Source organism: Nioella sediminis (assembly GCF_001879695.1).
Classification (GTDB): Bacteria; Pseudomonadota; Alphaproteobacteria; order Rhodobacterales; family Rhodobacteraceae; genus Nioella; species Nioella sediminis.
The window spans coordinates 26,047-45,259 of the sequence record NZ_MNBL01000054.1; the positions used below are offsets into that span (position 1 = coordinate 26,047).

Here is a 19,213-nt window from a genome sequence, read left to right on the forward strand (position 1 = left end):
TTCCGTGATGGCGGGCGGCTTCGGTTTCGTCAATTGCTTGCACGTCGCAGGGGGACCGGGCAACAAGGGGTCGGAAAACGGAGTGAAGAATATGAGCAAGAGCCTCAAGCGCGTGATCAGGGCATTGCAAGAGGCCGGCCTGCCCGCCGATGTGATGGAAATGGATGGCAGCACCAGAACGGCGGTTGAGGCGGCAGATCAGGCGGGCTGCGAGATCGACCAGATCTGCAAATCGGTGATTTTCCGGGGCGACGACAGCGGCGCGGCGCTGCTCTTCATCACGGCGGGCGGCAATCAGGTGGATGCGGCCAAGGCCAGCGATTTGGCGGGGGAGCCACTGGGCAAAGCGGATGCGGCCTTGATCCGGACGCAGACGGGGTTTGCCATTGGGGGCGTTTCGCCCGTGGGGCACCTGAACCCGATCCGCGCCTGGTTCGATCCGCGTCTCTCTGCCTTTGACAAGGTCTATGCGGCGGCAGGCACCCCGCGCCATATCGTGCCGGTCGCACCGGAGGACCTGCTGCGCCTGACAGGGGCGGTCCCCGCCGATTTCACCGCCTAGAGATGCGCCAGAACCGAACGGGCCGCGCGGAGGCCCGGTGCCTCGCCCCCTGCCCCGATGCGGTCCATGGTCAGGGCCATTGCCTCGATCTGCGCCGCGCGCGTGCCTGTGTCGGTCAACAGCTTTTCCAGAGCCGGAACGATCAGGTCAGGACGGCAGTCCGGTGACAGGAAGTCGGGCACATGGCGGGTGTCGGACACCAGATTGACAAGTGTCACCGTGTCGATCAGCGCTGCCCGCTTCATCAGGAAAAACGACAGCCGGTTCATGTCATAGGCCACGACCATCGGCGTCGCATTGGCGGCCAGTTCCAGCGACACGGTGCCAGAGGCCGCAAGCGCCACGTCGGCGGCGCGGAAGGCCGCGCGCTTGTCGGAGGCGTAGCTGTCGGGGGCGTCGCTCGGGTCCAGCAGGATCGGCCTGATGGGCCAGCTTTCAAGGGCGTCCCGCAAGGCCGGTGCCACATGGGCCACCGTCGGCACTACGGCCTGCACCCCCGGCACACGCGCGGAAAGCTGCGCCAGAACCTCGCCAAAGACCGGGGCCAGCCGCGCCACTTCGCTGCGCCGCGAACCGGGCAGCATCAGCAGCAAGGGCGCGTCGGGGGCAATGTCATACCGGGCGCGGAAGGCGGCGGCCTCGGCCTCGGTCGCCACCGGTTCGTTCACCACCGGATGGCCGACGAAATCGCAGGTCATGCCTGCGGCCTCCATATAGGGCGGCTCGAAGGGCAGCAGGGCCAGTACGTGATCCACATGCCGCGCCATTTTGGCCGCGCGACCGGGACGCCAGGCCCAGACAGAGGGCGCGACGTAATGCATGGTGCGGATAAGCGGTGCGGTTTCTCGCACCTGCCGGGCCACGCGAAGGCAGAAATCGGGGCTGTCGATGGTGATCAGCGCATCGGGGTTCAGCGCCACGACCGCTTCTGCCGCCTGACGTTTCAACGCAAAGAGATGGCGCAGCTTGGGCAGCACCTCTGCAATGCCCATGACCGCCAGTTCCTCCATCGGGAACAGGCTATCGAGCCCTTCGGCCTGCATCAGCGGCCCGCCAACCCCGTGAAAAATCACATCCGGATGAAGCTCCTTGACCCCCCGCATCAGTGCGGCCCCAAGCCTGTCGCCGGACGACTCTCCCGCAATCAGGAAGAGCGTCAGGGTCATGGCGCGGCCCACAGTGCGATGCCGGACGCCTCGCAGGCCGCTTCCACCGCGTCGCGATCCAGGATCAGAACCGATCCGGCGGCGATCTCTATCCCCGACAGCCCGGCCTCTGCGGCCTTCATCACGGTCGCGGGGCCGATCACGGGCGTGTCCATGCGCAGATCCTGCCCCGGCTTCGGCCGTTTGACCAGCACTCCGCCCGAACCGGGCTGCGACATGCCGACAAAGCGCAGCATGGCATCGGTGCCTTGCAGCGTTTCAATGCCGATGACCTGTCCCTTAGCCGCAACAGCGCCCTGCCCCACATCGAGCGGTCCGAGCGCATCCAGCACGGACCGGGCCCGCGCGGCATCGCGCAGGTGCGCGTCCGACGCGTCGCCGCTGATTGGACCCTCTGCCGCAACAAGATCGGGGCGCAGGTCCAGCGCCCCCACCACGCGAAATCCCTGTTCCTCGAAGATTGCTGCAATGGTGCGCAGAAGCGTATCGTCCCCCTGCGCCATCGCCCCGGCCACGCGCGGCATCAGCGCCATGGTTTCCGGGTCCATCAGGGACGGATCGAACGCCGGACGGCTCAGCGCCCCGGCAAAGGCCAGTTCCTCGACGCCCGCCGCGCGCAGATCCGCGAACAGCGCCCCGAACTGTTCGAACCGCGCAGGGATGTCGGGCGCGTCGAGCGGTTCGCTTTCAACGCCTGCCAAGCGCACGACATGGGCAGGCCCCGCCTGTAGCAAAAGCCCCGGAAGCACGCCCGATCCTGCGATGATTGCCCGCGCCAAGCCGATCACCTCGGCGTCAGGAAAGACCGGTCGGTCTGACCCATGATGAAGTCGACGATCTGGGTGACATGGGGCGAATCCGGGTTGTCCTCGGACAGCCGCCGGGCGCGATCCATGAAGGTGCCCTCGCCCTGCGCCAGTTGCTGAAAGGCGGCACGCAGCGCGGTGATCTCGGCCCTATCGACGCCGCGGCGTTTCAGGCCGACAAGGTTCAACCCGTCCAGTTCCCCGCGCGGGCCTTGCACCAGCCCATGGGGGATCACATCATTCGTGACCATGGACAGCGCGCCGATGATGGCGCCCTTGCCGATCCGCACCCACTGATGAATGCCGCACAGCCCGCCGATGATCACATCATCCTCGATCACGCAATGGCCCGCGACGGCAGCAGAGTTCACCACGATCACCCGGTCGCCCACCTGGGCGTCATGGGCGATATGGCAACCCGCCATGAACAGCCCGTCATCCCCGATCCGCGTGACGCCGCCACCGCCTTCGGTGCCGCAATTCATCGTCACATGCTCGCGGATGCGGTTGCGTCGGCCGATGATCAGCCGGGTATTCTCACCCTTGAATTTCAGATCCTGCGGGATCTCTCCGATAACAGCGAAGGAAAAGACGGTGGTCTCATCCCCGATCTCGGTCTGGCCGGTCACGACGACATGGGGTTTCAGCACCACGCCACGCCCCAGAACAGCTTGCGAGCCGACCACGCAGAACGGGCCGATCTGACAATCGGGACCGATACTGGCACCCGGTTCGATCACGGCCGAGCTGTGAATCTCGGCACTGGCATCAATGGCCATGGGGCGCTCTCCTAGGCGGGCAGATCCATCATCGCGGTAAATTCGGCCTCACAGGCCAGTTCGCCCTCAACCTCGGCGCGGCCCGAGAATTTCCAGACCTTGCCGCCGGGCTTGCCGCGAATGACCGAGACATGCAGTTCCAGCACGTCGCCGGGGCCAACCTTGCGGCGAAACTTCACCCCGTCGATGCCCATGAAATAGACCAGCATGTTCTTGTCCGCGAGGTCGGCGGACACACCTACCATGATCGCCGCGGCCTGCGCCATCGCTTCGATGATCGTGACGCCAGGCATGATCGGCACACCAGGAAAATGGCCCTGAAAATGCGGCTCGTTCATGGTGACGTTCTTGATGCCCACGGCGCTTTTGAACGGAACGATGTCGCGCACCTTGTCCACCAGAAGGAACGGGTAGCGATGCGGGATGATCCGCTGGATCAGGTCGATATCGGCGGTGGTGGGCGTGTCGGCCGTCATGGGGCTGCGATCCTTCTTGTTTACCTGACTTGGTGGTAGCAATTCGGGCCGGGGCCGACAAGCAGCGCTTACGGGGCGCTTGAGTTGACCCGGTCGAGGATCGGCTCTTCTCCGCCATCGCCAAGCTCGGCATTGACGCGCTGTAGCGCCATATCCGTGACATCACCGCCTTCGGCCACATAGATGACCACGCGCGAATCGAGAACGGCCGCTGCGCCGATATCGTTGAGCAGACCGCTCAGAATGGGGGTGATCAGCTCGAAGAAGAGTTGCTCTGCCCCGTCGGCCTGCGCCCGAAGGCGGCGCAGACGTTCGGCCTGAACCGCGCGGATTTCCTCGGCCCGCCTGTCGAAATCCTCGGCCAGCGGGCGGAATTCCTCGGCGCTCATGGTGGCGCGCTGTTCGGTCAGGGATTGTTCTTCTTCCAGAAGCGCCGTTTCCAGTTCGCGGTTCTGGCGCGACAGGGCGCTGGAGGCCTCCGCCAGTTCTTCCTGAACGCGCTGCCCAAAGAGAGAGTCCGAGAACAGCCGTTCCTGGTTGAGAATGACGATCGGCGGCCCGTCAACCCTGCCAATGGACAGCGGCTGCGCGAAAACTGGCCCAGAGAGGGCCAGCATCGCAAGACTTATCAGGATCAGGCGCATGGCCTGGCTTCAGAACCGCGCTTCGACGGTAAAGTCAAAGCTGCGGGTCCGGTCGTATTCCTGCGCGTCCAGAACGTGGCTGAAGTTGAAGCGCAGCGGTCCGATCTGGGTGTCCCAGAAGATCGAGACCCCAACCGTCTGACGGATATGCATGTCGTCATCGACCACGCCACCAAGGGTGTTGTCGAGCCCCCAGACAGAACCGATGTCGTAGTACAGACCACCGGTGATGCCGTATTCCTCGGGCAGGCCGATCGGGAAGGCGGTCTCGAAACGGGCAGCGAAGTAGTAGTTGCCGCCCAAAGCATCCGCCGCAGTTCCGGCATCGGTCAGGTCACGCGGACCAACCCCATTGCCCTCGAACCCGCGCAGCTGGCGCGAATTCAGGCCAAAACGGTCGATCCGGCGGCTGTTGCCGGACAGCATGTTCAGCGCGCCGCCTTCCAAAGTGGCCCGCAGTGACACCTCTTCGCGCATGATCGTGGTTTCCGCCACCATCGCGGCCGTTGTGCGGATATATTCGTTATCCCCGCCAAGCCCTGCAAAGTCCTGTCCGAAGCTGAAGCTGAAGCCGGCATTCGGGTTCAGGCCGGTGCCAAGCGTGCTGTAGCTGTAGGTATAGCCCACGGAGGATGTCAGGCGAGAGCCTTCCTCGGCCTGAAGGATCGCAGACGAAGTCGCCGGTACATCGAAAATGCCATCATCGGAGATCCGGTAGTTCAACGCCAAGCGGCTGTTTTCGGTCAGCGGGAAGGACACCGAAGGGCTGAACCCGACGCTGCGCGTGTTGTAACTCGCGTTCTGTTGGCTGGTTGTTGTGTAGTACGCAGCCAGGCCAAGTTGCAGATCGCGGCCCAGGAAAGCCGGTTCCGTGAAGGAGAAGTTGAAGCTCCGGGAACCCTCGGACGTATCGAACCCGAAGCGCAGTGCCTGACCACGTCCAAGGAAATTGCTTTCAGAGAAGTTGACGGCCAGACCCACACCGGTATCGGTCGCGAAGTTCACACCAAATCCGAGCGATCCCGTCGGCTGTTCAACCACATCCACGTCAAGGATCACCTGATCGGGGGTAGACCCCGGACGGCTCTGCACCGTCGCATCCGAGAAGAACCCGAGGGCACGGATACGCTCTGCGCTTTGACGGATCTCGCGCGGGTCGAGCGGATCGCCTTCGGCGCTGCGGAACTGACGGCGGATCACGCGGTCGAGCGTCGTCGCGTTGCCCTCAATGTCGATGCGCTCGACGAAAACACGGTCTCCTCGGGTGATGACGAACTCGATATCGAGGGTCAGGTCCGCATCGTTGCGGGTGACACGCGGCTCCACCCGGACAAACCGCAGCCCCATGCTGGAGGCGAGATTTTCCATCCGCGTGATCGTGTTGTCCACCAGCCGGGGCGAATAGGTCACCCCCGGGCGCACGGCGATCGTGTCCTGGAAGGGCTGTGCATCCACGTCAGCAATCTCGCTAACGGTGGTGATCTCGCCGAACGAGAAGCTTTGCCCTTCGCGGATGTTGAAGGTGATGAAATAGGCGTTGCGTTCGCGCGCCAGTTCCGACGTCACGCTTTGAACGGTGAAGTCGATATAGCCCCGCTCGCGGTAGAAATCGGTCAGCAATTGCTGGTCAAAGGCCACGCGGTCGGCCACGAAAGTGTCAGACCCGATCAGCTGCCGGAAGATTCCAGCCTGCGTGCTTTCCATGACCCTGCGCAGACGGCGGTCGCTGAAGTCACGGTTGCCGACGAAGGTAATGCGCTCGGTTTCCACGACGCGGCCCTCGGTCACTTCGAAGACCAGATCGACGCGGTTTTCATCACGGCGGATGATGACAGGGGTCACGGTGGCAGTCAGGCGGCCCTGCAACCGATAGGCTTCGGTGATGGACGCGGCATCCTGCTCCGCCTGCGAGGGCGAATAGACGCGGCGTGGCTGCGAAGTGACAACCGTCATCAGCATATCGTCTTCGAGCCGGCGGTTGCCCTCGATATTGATGCGGTTGATCGTCGGGTATTCCTGCACGATGGCCACCAGACGCGATCCGCGCGGATCAAGCTCCGCACTCTCGAACAGGCCCGAGTTCTGGAGGCGCTGATAGGCATCGTTCAGCTGCGCGGCCGTGATCGTCTGCCCTGCCGGGATGTCGAGAAAGGCAAGGATCGTGGCAGGATCGACACGGTCATTTCCTTCGACGGCGAAAGACGTGAACCGGTAGGTCTGCGCATTGGCGTTGCCGGGCAGCAGAATCATCCCTGCCATCAGCACCGCAAGAACGGCAGCAAAATGCCTGAATCTACCGGAAAATCCCGTTTTCACATACATCGAATCCGCCCCGCCAAGTATCTAAGCTACCGAAAGCTCTATCGCGCGCGGGTAGGCTTGTCAAAACGCGTTAACCCACGGTGTAGGAGTAATTTCCGACCGTGGCACAAGATATACATAATTCGGGCTGGAATCGCCAAACCGGCAGCCAGTCGGGATGCCGGTTTACAGATGTTCGGCAGGGCAAAAGCCCTGAAAGCGAGACGATCAGAGCGTGACCAGCCAACCGGCCACGGTCAGCGCGCCGACGATCATCACCGGCACAAGGAAGCGGTCGATATTGACTTCCACAAAGAAGCTGAAGCTGCGGTAGCTTTCGTTGATCATTCTCATTGGTCTCGCCTCGGTCTGCTTCTTGGGGCGCATGGCCCCTTGCAGATCCAAGACTCGCGCTCAATTTGGGCGCGAATGCGGCACCGCCTTGACGCTTTTGCGAATTGTTAAGCTTTTGCAGCCATATACCTGCGACAGCCTGTCCCGCCCTGCCCGCTTACGGGCAAAACAGGTCGTTCGTCAGCGCAAACAGCATCAGCGACAGGATCAGCGTCAGCCCAACCGTCATGAAGATGCGCATCGCCTTGTCCGAGGGCGGGCGTCCTGTAACGGCCTCAAACGCGTGGAACAGAAGATGTCCGCCATCCAGCACCGGGATCGGGAACAGGTTCAGCAGGCCAACGGCGGTCGACAGCACCGCCACGAACCAGAAGAAGCTTTCCAGCCCCTGACTGGCCGCCGCGCCGGAGGTTTCGGCGATACCGATCGGGCCTTGCAGGTTGCAGCTGGAAATCGCGCCGGTGATCATGTGCCACAGACCCGACAGCGAGGTCTGGATCACGTTCACGACCGTGGCCGCGCCGCCGGTTATGGCCGGGCCAAGACCCACGCGGGTGATTTCGGGGTCGAAGAACAACCCGCCGGTGACGCCGATCAGCCAGCGGGTTTCAAAGCCCCCTTCGGGCGACGGCAAATCCATGCGGCGCGGGGCAAGGGTGATGTCGATCATCTCGCCATCGCGCCAGACCTCCAGCGCCAATTCCGCCCCTTGCGACGCTTCCACAGCGGTGCGCAACTGTTCAAAGGCATAGACCGGATCGCCATTGATGGTGCGGATCACGTCGCCGCGTTCCAACCCGGCATCCATCGCGGCAGATCGTGGCGTGACGCTGTCCACCACGGGAATCAGCGGGAAACTGGCCTCTAGGCTCAGATCGGAGCCATTGCGCTGAATGTCATATGTCAGGGTTTCTGCGGGCGGCAGCGTACGACCGAGCTCGAACACATCGGCCAGATTATCCACCGTCTCCCCCTCGATGGCGGTGATCAGATCGCCCTGCTGCAAAAGCTGCATTTCGGACGGCATCGGGCGCAGATCGCCCACCACCGGATCCTCTGACGCCTGACCGGACAGCATCATCACGCCCGCAAAGATCAGGATCGACAGGATGAAATTGAACACCGGCCCCGCCGCCACGGTCGCCGCCCGCGCCCACAGGGGCGCGCCATGCATCGATCGGCGGCGTTCCTCGGCATCCAGCGCATCGACCGCCGCAGCATCCTTGCCCGAGGCCGCATCCGCATCGCCCAGGAATTTCACGTAGCCGCCGAAGGGCAGCGCCGCGACCTGCCACTTTGTGCCATGCCGGTCGACCCGCGAAAACAGGACCGGCCCGAAGCCAAGCGAGAACACCTCCGCATGAATACCCGACCAGCGCCCCACGATGTAATGGCCATATTCATGGATCGCGACGATGATCGACAACGCCGCCACGAAGGCCACAAGGGTAAAGGCAAAGCCACCGAAGGTGGGGATTAGGTCGGTCACGCGGTCTGCTCCTGTCTGCTGTTGGCCAGGTCTTCTGCCCGTACCCTCGTCAGATGGTCGGTTTGCAGCACTGTCTCAAGGCTGTCCATGGCATCGGTAAGGCAAATTTCGCGCGACATCGCGTCAAGTGTCGCCTCGACCAGCCCGGCCATGTCGGTAAAGCGGAGGCGCCCGGCGATGAAATGATCCAGCGCCACCTCTTTCGCGGCATTGAACACGGCCCCTGCCCGGCCGCCCGTCGCCATCACCTGCCGCGCCAGTGTCAGCGCGGGAAAGCGGGCCTCGTCGGCGGTGCGGAATTCCAGCGTGGCAAGCTTGGCGAGGTCGATCCGCTCCACCGGCAGATCGCGCCGTTCGGGCCAATGCAGCGCGTAGCCGATGGCGTGGCGCATGTCGGGCGCGCCCAGATGGGCCATCAGCGCCCCGTCAGAGAAGCCCACCAGAGCATGCACGATGCTTTGCGGATGAATGACGGTGTCGATCTTTTCCGGTGCGATCCCGAAGAATTCGCGCGTTTCGATCAGCTCCAGTGCCTTGTTGAACATGGAGGCCGAGTCGATTGTGATCCGCTGGCCCATGTCCCAATTGGGATGCGCGCAAGCGTCGGCGACGGTGGCCTGGGCCAGCCGGTCAAGCGGCCAATCGCGCAACGCGCCACCCGAAGCGGTGATGATGACGCGTTCGACCGCTGCCATATCCTCGCCTACGAGGGCCTGAAACACGGCGGAATGCTCACTGTCCACGGGCAGGATCCGGGCGCCATGGGCACGAGCCTCCGCCATCAGAAGCGGCCCGGCGGTGACAAGGCTTTCCTTGTTGGCCAGCGCCAGCGTGCGGCCATGGCGCAGCGCGTGAAAGCCGGGTGCCAGACCCGCCGCGCCGACAATCGCGGACATGGTCCAGTCGGCGGGCCGGTCGGCGGCCTCGATTAGTGCCTCGGCCCCGGCGGCCACGGCAATGCCTGTGCCTGACAGCGCCTCTCGCAGCGCGGGCAGGCAGTCGTCGAAGCAGGTCACGGCGATTTCGGCGTTGAACTCCCGCGCATCAGCAGCCAGCTGCGCCACATTGCGCCCGCCGGTCAGCGCCACGACGCGATAAGCCCCCCGGTCGCGCCGGATGAGGTCGAGCGTGCTTTGCCCGATCGACCCGGTGGCCCCGAAGATGCTGACCGACCGGCTCACATCAACAGGCCCCCAACCGTGGCCATGGCCAGCGTCGCAACCGCGCCCGCGCCGGTCATGCCGTCGAACCGGTCCAGCACCCCGCCATGGCCGGGAATGAGGTTCGAGGCGTCCTTGACGCCCACATGCCGCTTGATCGCGCTTTCCACCACATCGCCCATCTGCGAGGCGAGCGACAAAAGCGGCGCGATGATCAGAACCATCACGGGTTCGAATCCCAGTAGGCCCCAGGCGACAGCGGCGGAGGCAATCCAGCCCGCAACGGTGCCCGACCACGTCTTCTTTGGGCTGACCTGCGGCCAGAATTTCGGCCCGCCAATGATGCGGCCCGCGAAATAGCCCGCGATATCCGTGGCCACCACGACGCCGACAAGGAAGGCCACGAAGATCAGCCCATACATGACGCGCAGATAGAACATGCCCGCCACGGCGAAGAGGAAGAACATGCCGTAAAGGACGAAGATCCAGCGGTTTTGCGCCTCGACCGTCTGCACCCCTCCCCAGATCGCCAACCCCAGGAAGGGAACGATCCACGGCGTCAGGAAGATGGAGTCGAGGAATCCTTCGCCGGTGGCAAAGGTGAAGATCTGCGCGACGCAGGTGGCCAGCACAGCCGTCGCCGCCAGCCCGCCCGCCCGGATCGGGGTCTCGCCGCCAAGCAGGCGATGCAACTCCCAGATGCCGAAGCCGCCAAGAGCCACCAGCCCGAGGAGCAACGGATAGCTGCCAACATAGATCAGGCCGAAACCGACAGCAGCCAGCACCACGCCAGAAACCACGCGCGGCCCCAGATCGCCCCATTTGCCAGCAGCGCTCATGCCTTCACCGCACCGAAACGGCGGTCACGCTGGCCGTAGCGGGCCAGAACCCTGGCAAATTCCTCGGACGAGAAATCGGGCCAGAGCGTGTCGATGAATTCATATTCCGCATAGGCCGACTGCCAGAGCAGGAAGTTGGAGATCCGCGCCTCTCCGCTGGTGCGGATCACCAGATCGGGGTCGGGCAGGTAACACGTATCGAGGTAGCGCGGCAGGGTTTCGCCATCGACATCCTCGGGCTTCAGCTTACCCGCCGCCACATCCTGCGCCAGCCGTTTTGTAGCGCGCGCCACCTCGTCCCGGCCGCCATAGTTCAGCGCAATGGTCAGGTTCACCCCGGTGTTTTCGGCGGTCAGCAGTTCCAGGTTGTCCATCATGTCCTGAAGCCGCGGCTCCAGCCGGACCCGGTCGCCGATGAAGCGAACGCGCACGTTCTTGGCGTGCAATTCCTGCGCCTTGTTGGTGATGAAGCGCTTGAACAGCCGCATCAGCCCGGCAACTTCGGTCTGGGTGCGTTTCCAGTTCTCGGTCGAAAAGGCAAAGATCGTCAGGTACTTGACGCCAAGAGGTGTGCAGGCTTCAACAATTTCCTGCACGCGGCGCGCCCCGGCATGGTGGCCCACCAGACGCGGGCGACCGCGCTGCTTGGCCCACCGTCCGTTGCCATCCATGATGATCGCCACATGGCGCGGGGTGTTGCTTGACTGGTCCTTCGGGGCCATCGGCCTTCCCCACCGGGCGATCACACAGGTCCTCAGACCTGCATGATCTCTTCCTGTTTCGTCGCGAGAAAGGCGTCAACCTTGGCGATATGGGCGTCGGTGAGATCCTGCACTTCGCTTTCCCATAGCTTCTGGTCATCCTCGGACATGCCGTCGGCCTTGGCCTTCTTGATCTGATCCATGCCGTCGCGGCGCACATTGCGGATCGCAACGCGGGCGTGCTCGGCATAGTTTCCGGCCACCTTGGTCAGTTCGCGGCGACGTTCCTCGTTCAATTCCGGGATCGGCAGCATGATGATGGTGCCGTTCATCTGCGGATTGATGCCAAGGCCGCTTTCGCGAATGGCCTTTTCCACCTTGTTCACCATCGACTTGTCCCAGACATTGATGGTGACCATGCGCGGTTCGGGCACGTTCACCGTGCCCACCTGGTTGATCGGGGTCATCTGGCCATAGGCCTCGACCTGCACCGGCTCCAGCATCGAGGCCGAGGCCCGGCCCGTGCGCAGCGATGCGAATTCCGTTCTGAGGGACGCCAGCGCGCCGTCCATCCGGCGGCTCAGATCGTCCAGATCAATCTCGATATCGTCCTCGGACATGCCCGTTACTCCGTCAGGTCTTGATCGTTAAGGGGGTTCTACCGCGTTCACTGCACCTTTGTATAGGTGCCTTCCCCGGCGAGGATGCCTTTGAAGCCGCCGGGCTCATCGAGGCTGAAGACGATGATCGGCATGTCATTCTCGCGCGCGAGCGCGATGGCCGAGGCATCCATGACCCCCAGATGCTGCGCCAGCACGTCGTCATAAGAGATCGTGTCGTAGCGCGTGGCGTCGTCATGCTTGACCGGGTCCTTGTCATAGACGCCGTCCACCTTGGTGCCCTTGAAAATCGCCTGGCAGTTCATCTCGTTGGCGCGCAGCGTCGCGGCGGTATCCGTCGTGAAATAGGGGTTGCCGGTGCCGGCGGCGAAGATCACCACGCGCTTTTTCTCAAGGTGGCGCACGGCGCGGCGGCGGATGTAAGGCTCGCAGACCTGATCCATGGGAATGGCGCTGATCACACGGGTATGGATGCCGAGTTTCTCCAACGCGCCCTGCATGGCCAGCGCGTTCATGACCGTGGCCAGCATCCCCATGTAGTCGGCCGTTGCCCGCTCCATCCCCTGGGCGCTGCCCTGCAGGCCCCGAAAGATATTGCCGCCACCGATGACCATGCAGATCTCGACCCCCATGGAATGCACCGACTGCACTTCCTTGGCGATGCGTTCGACGGTTGGCGGGTGCAGCCCGTATCCCTGATCGCCCATCAGCGCCTCTCCCGAGATTTTTAGCATGACGCGGGAATAGGCGGGTGCGTGCGCGGTATCGGAGGGCATGGCGAATCCTTGATTGGTCTGGGCATGGCTGGCGCAAGGGGCAGCACCAGTTTGGGCTGCTTTGCGACCGGGGGCAACATGGCCTAAATAACAGGCAGGTTCAACGGGCAATCAGCCCTGCCTTGAAACCGGAAAGCGACATCAGGAACGGCGTGTAGAGCATTGATAAACATAAATTCCCTCTCCGCTGAAAAGCCGATTCTGATTGCCGGACCAACCGCATCGGGCAAAACCGCGCTGGCGCTGGAAATCGCTGCGCGTCAAGGCGGACGGATTATCAATGCCGATGCGTTGCAGGTCTATGACGGCTGGCGTGTCCTGACCGCACGCCCTTCCCCCGAAGAGGAAGCCGCCGCACCGCATGCCCTGTTCGGTCATGTGCCGTTCGATGCCGAGTACTCGACAGGCCATTGGCTGCGCGAGGCGGCTGCGCTGCTGTGGCAGGGGCCGCGCCCGATCATCGTGGGCGGCACCGGGCTTTATTTCACCGCCCTGACCGAAGGGCTGGCCGATATTCCCGCCACCCCGCCCGAGATCAGGGCAGAGGCCGACGCAATGACGGCAGAGGCCATGCTGGCGGAGCTTGACCGCGAGGACCCAGAGATTGCCAACCGGATCGACCGGCAAAACCCGATGCGCATTCAACGGGCCTGGGAAGTGCTGCGCGCCACCGGGCGGCCGCTCTCCGCCTGGCAAGCCGAGACACCGGCGCCCGTGCTACCGCTTTCAAGGACGCAGCCCCTGCTGCTGGACGCAGACCGCGATTGGCTGGCAGAGCGAATCGAGCGGCGCTTCGACCTGATGCTGGCGGGCGGTGCACTGGAGGAGGCCCGCGCGCTTGAACCGGTCTGGCACCGCGCGGCGGGCGCAAAGAAGGCCATTGGCGGGCCAGAGCTGATTGCCGTCCTTCGCGGAGAGATGACTCTGCAACAGGCACGCGAAGCCGCCATCATCGGCAGTCGCCAATACGCCAAGCGGCAGCGCACCTGGTTCCGGGCCCGGATGGGCAACTGGCAGGCGATCCCCCTGCCCTGACCCGGGCCAGAAGCGATTTCACCACGAGATCACTTTCCTTGCTGCGCTTCTGCGCCTAGGCTCCGCGCCATGACACAGGTGTATCGCGTCACATCGCTGGCCAAACTGCGCAGCGCTGCTCCTTGGCGGCATGCGACCCTGCATTCGCATCCGCGACCGCAGCTTTTCTGGTTCACGCGCGGCCAGGGCCGGTTTTCCATCGGGGCGGTGACGCGGGGCTACGGGCCAAATACAGCGGTCTTCATCCCGGCCTCGACGATCTTGTCGCTGGAGATTTCCGGCCAGGTCCAGGGCGAGCTTCTGGAATTGCCGCTGGACCCGTCTCTGAACCTGCCGACCGTTCCGTTCCACATCCGGGTGACGAGCGTCGAGGCGCAGTCACAGTTTTCGGGCTATCTCGACAAGATCGAGCAGGAAATCGCGGCCCATGCGGCTGCACGGGACGAAGCCCTTCGCGCCTATGGGTTGTTGGTATCGGTCTGGATCGCCCGTCAGTTGACCATCCATGACGGCAGCATCCTGCGCGACCGGACCCATGTTCTGGCCGAGAAATATGCAGCCCTCGTCGAACGCGGGTTTCGCAGTGGCAAAGGGGTCGCGGATTACGCGGAACAGCTCGGGGTGACGCCGACACATCTGTCGCGCATCTGCCGCGATGCTTCGGGCCGCCCGGCCCTGGCCATTCTGCAGGAACGCATTGTCCACGAAGCCTGCAAGATGCTGGTCGATTCCGACATGGCCGCGCGCGATATCGCCTCGGAACTCGGGTTTTCCTCCGCCGCATATTTCACGCGCGCGTTCTCGAAACTGACCGGGCGAACCCCGTCGGAGTTCCGAAAGCTTCCCCCGGCTCAACAGATTCTCGTGACCGGCTGACCTGTCGCCCTTTCGGCAATGCTGCAGGTGCATGCGGGCGATCGCAAAGCATATGTCGCATTTCAACATTCCGCATGTCGCAAAATGACAAAAAAAGTCATGGCCGCACCATTGACGGGTGGCAGGGAAAGGTGCGGTAATGATCGCTGTAACTCATCTTCGGGATCGGCTGCTCTCCGACCTGAAGACGGGCAAAGAAGATAAGAGTGTGTCACAGGGAGACGACAATGACGCAACAATCCACCTCTTTCCTCAAAACGCATCCCGCAGCGGAAATGTATGCAGAGGAATACAAAAAAGGCCAGATGAGCCGCCGCGAATTCCTGACCCGTGCCTCGGCACTCGGGGTCGGAACCGTCGCCGCCTATTCGATGATCGGCCTGTCGCCGGCTCAGGCCGACGGCCATATGGCAACCCCGTCCATGGGCGGCACCCTGCGTATCCAGCAGACCGTGCGTCCGGGCAAGGACCCGCGTTCCTACGACTGGTCGGAACTGGGCAACATGTCCCGCGGCCTGACCGAGTACCTCGTGGAATACAACCGCGACGGGTCCTTCACCGGCCGCCTGCTGGAAAGCTGGGAAGCCAACGCAGACGCAACCCAGTACACCCTGCATGTGCGTCAGGGCGTGACCTGGAATAACGGCGATGCTTTCGACGCTGAAGACGTGGCCGCGAACTTCCGCGGCTGGTGCGACAGCTCGGTCGAGGGTAACTCGATGGCATCCCGCATGGGCGGCCTGGTCGACCCCGACACCGGCATGGCCCGCGAGGGCGGCATCGTTGTCGTCGACAGCCACACCGTGCAGCTCAACCTGCCCTCGGGCGACATCTCGATCATCGCAGGCGTGGCGGACTACCCTTCGGCCGTTCAGCACCGCGACCTGATCGGTCAGGACCCGCTGGTTCACGGCGTGGGCACCGGCGCTTACATGCTGGAAAGCCACGAAGTGGGCGTGGGCGCTGTCTGGGTCAAGAACCCCAACCACACCTACTGGGGCAATGCCTATCTCGACCGCGTCGAATTCGTTGACCTCGGCACCGATCCGGCGGCCTGGCTGTCCGGCGCGGAAGCCGAAGAATTCGACATGACCTACGAGACCACCGGTGACTTCATCGACATCTTCCAGGCCATCGGCTGGGAAACCTCGGAAGCCACCACAGCGGCCACGCTGGTCATCCGCATGAACCAGGACAACGCCCCCTATGACAACGCGATGGTGCGTCAGGCCGTGAACATGGCTGTCGATCCGTCCGTGGTTCTGGAACTGGGTTATGCTGGTCGCGGGACGCTTGCGGAAAACCATCATGTCTGCCCGATCCACCCGGAATATGCGGAACTGCCCGCACGCACCGTGGACAAGGACGCCGCATATGCGCTGCTCCAGGAATCGGGCCACGCGGACCACGTGTTCGAGATCGTGTCGCTTGACGCGGGCTTCGAGCGGGACTCGACCGACGCCCTCGCCGCGCAGCTGCGGGACGCAGGCTTCAACGTCGATCGCCGCGTGATCCCGGGCTCGACCTTCTGGAACGATTGGGCAAGCTACCCGTTCTCCTCCACCACCTGGAACCACCGCGAACTGGGTGTCATGGTGCTGAACCTGGCCTATCGCTCGGGTGTGCCGTGGAACGAGACCGCCTATTCGAACCCGACCTTCGATGACCTGCTGACCCAGGCCAGCGGTATCCCGGACGCCGATGCGCGCCGTGAAATCATGGCCCAGATCGAGCAGATCATGCAGGACGATGCGGTTGTGAACCAGTCCTACTGGCGCTCGCTCTATCGCAGCTACGTGCCGGGTCTGGTCAATGCAGACATGCATCCCAAGTTCGAGATCAACATCCACCACATCGGTTGGGCGTAATGTGATCTTTGGGGCGGCGATGTGAATCGCCGCCCTTTTTGCCTGCTGATACGGGGGTGGTCAGCACGACCATGCCTGTGCCCAACGGTTCACCAAGAAACCGGCCAACCCGCCTCAGGCGGCACTAGCGACAGGGAAACCCATGGGACTCTTCATTCTACGCCGGCTCGGCGTCATGATCCTGACCGCGCTTTGCCTCACATTCGTGGTCTTCTTCCTCACCAATCTCGGCCCCAACCTCGAAAAGCTTGCCAAGACGCAGGGCAACGCCCGTATGACGGACGCAGAGGTTGTGCAGTGGCTCGACAATCGCGGCTACAGCCGCCCGCTGCTGGTGCGCTATGGCGAATGGCTCGGCGTGGCGCCGGGCTGGACGCGGGTTGCCCCCGACGGAACCGAGACCGGGCGCTGTGTCGAACCGGGTGGAACCATCGCGGAATCGCCCACTTTCTGCGGGGTGTTCCAGGGGGATCTTGGCTATTCCACCGTCTCCGCCGATGATGTGTCCAATGTTGTTGGCGGTCGCCTGGCGCTGACCGGCTGGCTGATGTTGCTGGCCTTCTCGGTCATGGTGCCCGCCGCGCTGATTGTCGGCATCCTCGCCGGGATGCGCGAAGGCAGTCGACTTGACCGTAGCCTTTCCACCTTCTCCATCGCGTCAACCGCGACGCCTGAATACGTGTCCGGGGTGATCTTCATCATCCTTCTTGCCTCCTCCACCTCGGGCCTGTCGCCGTGGCTGGCGGAAAACGGCTGGATCGACGGGCGCACCTTGTTCCTTGGCTCGGCCCGGTCGGCAATGAATGACATCACCTTCTGGAACTTCACCCTGCCGGTGATCACCATCGCGCTTTACGGCATGGGCTACATCGCCCGGATGACCCGCGCCTCGATGGCCGAGGTCATGACGGCGCAATACATCCGTACCGCGCGCCTCAAGGGTGTCAGCTTCCGCAACATCGTGCTGAAGCATGCGCTTCGGAACGCGCTGATCGCGCCCTTCACCGTCATCATGTTGCAGATCCCATGGCTGCTGACCGGTGTGGTGATCGTCGAGACGCTCTTCAACTACAATGGCTTCGGCTGGACGCTGGTTGAAGCGGCGGGGAACAATGACATCGAAATGCTGCTGACCTGCTCGGTCGTGGCTGTCTTCGTGGTTCTGCTGACGCAGCTGATTTCAGATATCGGCTATGTCTACCTGAACCCGCGTATCCGCATCTCGTAAGGAGGACCGAGCAATGGAACAGCTTACCTGGACCGGGACCCTCGGGACCTTCCTGAACCCCATCATGCTGTGGGCGGTCTATGCCTTCTTCGCAGCTTTCGTCATCAACCTCGGCATGTCCCTGATCGGCATGCGGCAGGCCGACCCGATCGTGAATCCCGATCACACGATCAGCTACCAGTATGGGCCTGTCGATTATGCGCTGCTGGTCATGAAATACGCGGTCTTCGTGTTCCTCGGGGCGTTCGTCGTGCATATCATCGGCGGCATCGTCCAGCCGAGTCACGAAGCACGGGGCATCATCGGCGGACTTGGCGCGCGCTTCCTGCCCGTCTGGATCGCGCTGATCGTGTCTTTCGTGCTGTCGATCCGCTTCAAGCGGCGGCTTGGCCTTTATGGCAAGCTCTTCGACAACCTCATTGGCATGATCGGCTTTGGCCTGGCGATGTTCTGGCTGTTTACCGCCATCTTCGCCCCGATGATCGCCACTCATGGCGCCATCGACCAGGTGGCATCCATGCGCAACGCGGTGCCCGGATCGGCCGTGTCCGGCGGGGATGAGGGCCTGTTTGCCTACTACCTTCTGGGCGGTGACAACCTGGGCCGCGACGTGTTCAGCCGGATGATCTTCGGGGCGCGCGAGGTTCTGACCATCGCCCCTGCCGCGACGCTCTTCGCCTTCATGGTGGGGATCACGCTCGGCCTGCCTGCAGGCTATATGGGTGGTCGGTTCGACACGCTGATCACCTTCGTGGCCAACCTCGTTCTGGCCTTCCCGGTGATCCTGCTCTTCTACCTGCTGGTGACACCCGAGATCGTCGAGGCCGGGGTGCCGGTCTATATGGCGGCGGTGCTGTTCATCCTGCCGGTGGCCTTTGTCTGGGTGCTGCTCTATTCGCGCTACCGCGCGCAGCCGAGCATCATCAAATGGGTTGCGGTCCCGATCACGCTGGTGCTGCTGCTGCTCTATCTGGGCACGGTGTTCCAGTTCGATCCCTTCGTGTGGCTTGCCACGTCGTTCATCGGCTATCTCAATCAGGGCAACCCGGTTGCGGAGTGGATGGCAACGACGCAGGGCGAATATGAGCCACTGATCGGCATCCCGATCGACGGCAACCTGCTGATCGTCTTCGTGTCGGTGGTCTTCGTGAACAGCCCCACGGTGTTCCGTATCGTTCGCGGCCTCGTTCTGGATATCAAGACGCGGGACTACGTGGCTGCGGCCCAGACCCGTGGTGAAGGCCCGTGGTACATCATGCTGTGGGAGATTCTGCCCAATGCGCGGGGTCCGCTGATCGTCGATTTCTGTCTGCGCATCGGCTACACCACGATCCTTCTGGGGACCCTGGGTTTCTTCGGCCTCGGTGTTGACCCGGAAAGCGCCAACTGGGGCTCGACGATCAACGAGGGCCGGGCGCTTCTGCGGCTCTACCCACATCCGCCCCTGCCCCCGGCGCTGGCCCTTATGACGCTGGTGCTTGGCCTTAACCTGCTGGCCGATGGCCTGCGTGAAGAAAGCCTGAAGGACTGATC

Annotated in this window: 19 protein-coding genes; 6 read left to right on the forward strand and 13 right to left on the reverse strand. The window is 63.2% G+C overall.

What is annotated here, in order from left to right; all coding sequences use genetic code 11:
• Positions 1–91 precede the first annotated feature (91 nt).
• On the forward strand, positions 92–562 hold the full coding sequence (locus tag BKY26_RS08355) for a YbaK/EbsC family protein (protein ID WP_071689987.1): 471 nt from the start codon (positions 92–94) through the stop codon (positions 560–562).
• On the opposite strand, the gene lpxB is transcribed toward BKY26_RS08355, so the two are convergent.
• The 13 genes from lpxB to pyrH form a co-directional block, all read right to left on the reverse strand.
• Complete coding sequence (gene lpxB, locus BKY26_RS08360; protein ID WP_071689986.1) at positions 559–1,722, reverse strand: lipid-A-disaccharide synthase; 1,164 nt, start codon at positions 1,720–1,722, stop codon at positions 559–561. The two genes, BKY26_RS08355 and lpxB, sit on opposite strands and share 4 nt — an antisense overlap.
• Positions 1,723–1,724: 2 nt before the next feature.
• Entirely contained in the window at positions 1,725–2,507 is a 783-nt protein-coding gene (locus BKY26_RS08365; RefSeq protein WP_071689988.1) for an LpxI family protein, read from the reverse strand.
• Positions 2,508–2,512: 5 nt separating this feature from the next.
• On the reverse strand, positions 2,513–3,313 hold the full coding sequence (lpxA, locus tag BKY26_RS08370) for an acyl-ACP--UDP-N-acetylglucosamine O-acyltransferase (protein ID WP_071689943.1): 801 nt from the start codon (positions 3,311–3,313) through the stop codon (positions 2,513–2,515).
• Positions 3,314–3,324: 11 nt separating this feature from the next.
• The gene (gene fabZ / locus BKY26_RS08375; RefSeq protein WP_071689944.1) at positions 3,325–3,789 is read right to left on the reverse strand and encodes a 3-hydroxyacyl-ACP dehydratase FabZ; all 465 of its coding nucleotides are present in this window, start codon (positions 3,787–3,789) and stop codon (positions 3,325–3,327) included.
• 68 nt (positions 3,790–3,857) lie between these two features.
• On the reverse strand, positions 3,858–4,433 hold the full coding sequence (locus tag BKY26_RS08380; RefSeq protein WP_071689945.1) for an OmpH/Skp family outer membrane protein: 576 nt from the start codon (positions 4,431–4,433) through the stop codon (positions 3,858–3,860).
• Positions 4,434–4,442: 9 nt separating this feature from the next.
• Positions 4,443–6,692 (reverse strand): outer membrane protein assembly factor BamA, encoded by a 2,250-nt coding sequence (gene bamA / locus BKY26_RS08385; RefSeq protein ID WP_227434968.1) that lies wholly within the window; start codon positions 6,690–6,692, stop codon positions 4,443–4,445.
• Positions 6,693–6,962: 270 nt separating this feature from the next.
• Positions 6,963–7,088, reverse strand: coding sequence for a hypothetical protein (locus tag BKY26_RS20775; RefSeq protein ID WP_281249823.1), 126 nt, complete (start codon positions 7,086–7,088; stop codon positions 6,963–6,965).
• 157 nt (positions 7,089–7,245) lie between these two features.
• Positions 7,246–8,577 carry an RIP metalloprotease RseP gene (rseP, locus tag BKY26_RS08390; RefSeq protein ID WP_071689947.1) on the reverse strand — a complete coding sequence of 444 codons (1,332 nt, stop codon included), beginning with the start codon at positions 8,575–8,577 and terminating at the stop codon, positions 7,246–7,248.
• Complete coding sequence (gene dxr, locus BKY26_RS08395) at positions 8,574–9,758, reverse strand: 1-deoxy-D-xylulose-5-phosphate reductoisomerase (protein WP_071689948.1); 1,185 nt, start codon at positions 9,756–9,758, stop codon at positions 8,574–8,576. Before dxr ends, rseP begins: the two co-directional genes overlap by 4 nt.
• On the reverse strand, positions 9,755–10,576 hold the full coding sequence (locus tag BKY26_RS08400; RefSeq protein WP_071689949.1) for a phosphatidate cytidylyltransferase: 822 nt from the start codon (positions 10,574–10,576) through the stop codon (positions 9,755–9,757). Before BKY26_RS08400 ends, dxr begins: the two co-directional genes overlap by 4 nt.
• A complete protein-coding gene (locus BKY26_RS08405; protein ID WP_071689950.1) occupies positions 10,573–11,298 on the reverse strand; it encodes an undecaprenyl pyrophosphate synthase in 726 nt (241 codons plus the stop codon). The genes BKY26_RS08400 and BKY26_RS08405 overlap by 4 nt, the downstream gene beginning before the upstream one ends.
• A 32-nt stretch (positions 11,299–11,330) precedes the next feature.
• Complete coding sequence (gene frr / locus BKY26_RS08410) at positions 11,331–11,897, reverse strand: ribosome recycling factor (RefSeq protein WP_071689951.1); 567 nt, start codon at positions 11,895–11,897, stop codon at positions 11,331–11,333.
• Between the two features lie 47 nt (positions 11,898–11,944).
• The gene (pyrH, locus tag BKY26_RS08415) at positions 11,945–12,673 is read right to left on the reverse strand and encodes a UMP kinase (RefSeq protein ID WP_071689952.1); all 729 of its coding nucleotides are present in this window, start codon (positions 12,671–12,673) and stop codon (positions 11,945–11,947) included.
• A 162-nt stretch (positions 12,674–12,835) separates the two neighbouring features.
• Between pyrH and miaA the strand changes: the two genes are divergently transcribed.
• The 5 genes from miaA (at position 12,836) to BKY26_RS08440 (ending at position 19,211) form a co-directional block, all read left to right on the forward strand.
• Positions 12,836–13,708, forward strand: a complete 873-nt coding sequence (miaA, locus tag BKY26_RS08420; RefSeq protein ID WP_071689953.1) for a tRNA (adenosine(37)-N6)-dimethylallyltransferase MiaA — start codon at positions 12,836–12,838, stop codon at positions 13,706–13,708.
• A 69-nt stretch (positions 13,709–13,777) separates the two neighbouring features.
• Positions 13,778–14,584: an AraC family transcriptional regulator gene (locus BKY26_RS08425; RefSeq protein ID WP_071689954.1), complete on the forward strand. Its 807-nt coding sequence runs from the start codon at positions 13,778–13,780 to the stop codon at positions 14,582–14,584.
• Between the two features lie 227 nt (positions 14,585–14,811).
• A complete protein-coding gene (locus tag BKY26_RS08430; RefSeq protein WP_071689955.1) occupies positions 14,812–16,452 on the forward strand; it encodes an ABC transporter substrate-binding protein in 1,641 nt (546 codons plus the stop codon).
• A 142-nt stretch (positions 16,453–16,594) separates the two neighbouring features.
• Entirely contained in the window at positions 16,595–17,680 is a 1,086-nt protein-coding gene (locus tag BKY26_RS08435; protein ID WP_071689956.1) for an ABC transporter permease, read from the forward strand.
• 13 nt (positions 17,681–17,693) lie between these two features.
• Complete coding sequence (locus BKY26_RS08440; protein ID WP_071689957.1) at positions 17,694–19,211, forward strand: ABC transporter permease; 1,518 nt, start codon at positions 17,694–17,696, stop codon at positions 19,209–19,211.
• The last annotated feature ends 2 nt before the right edge of the window (positions 19,212–19,213 follow it).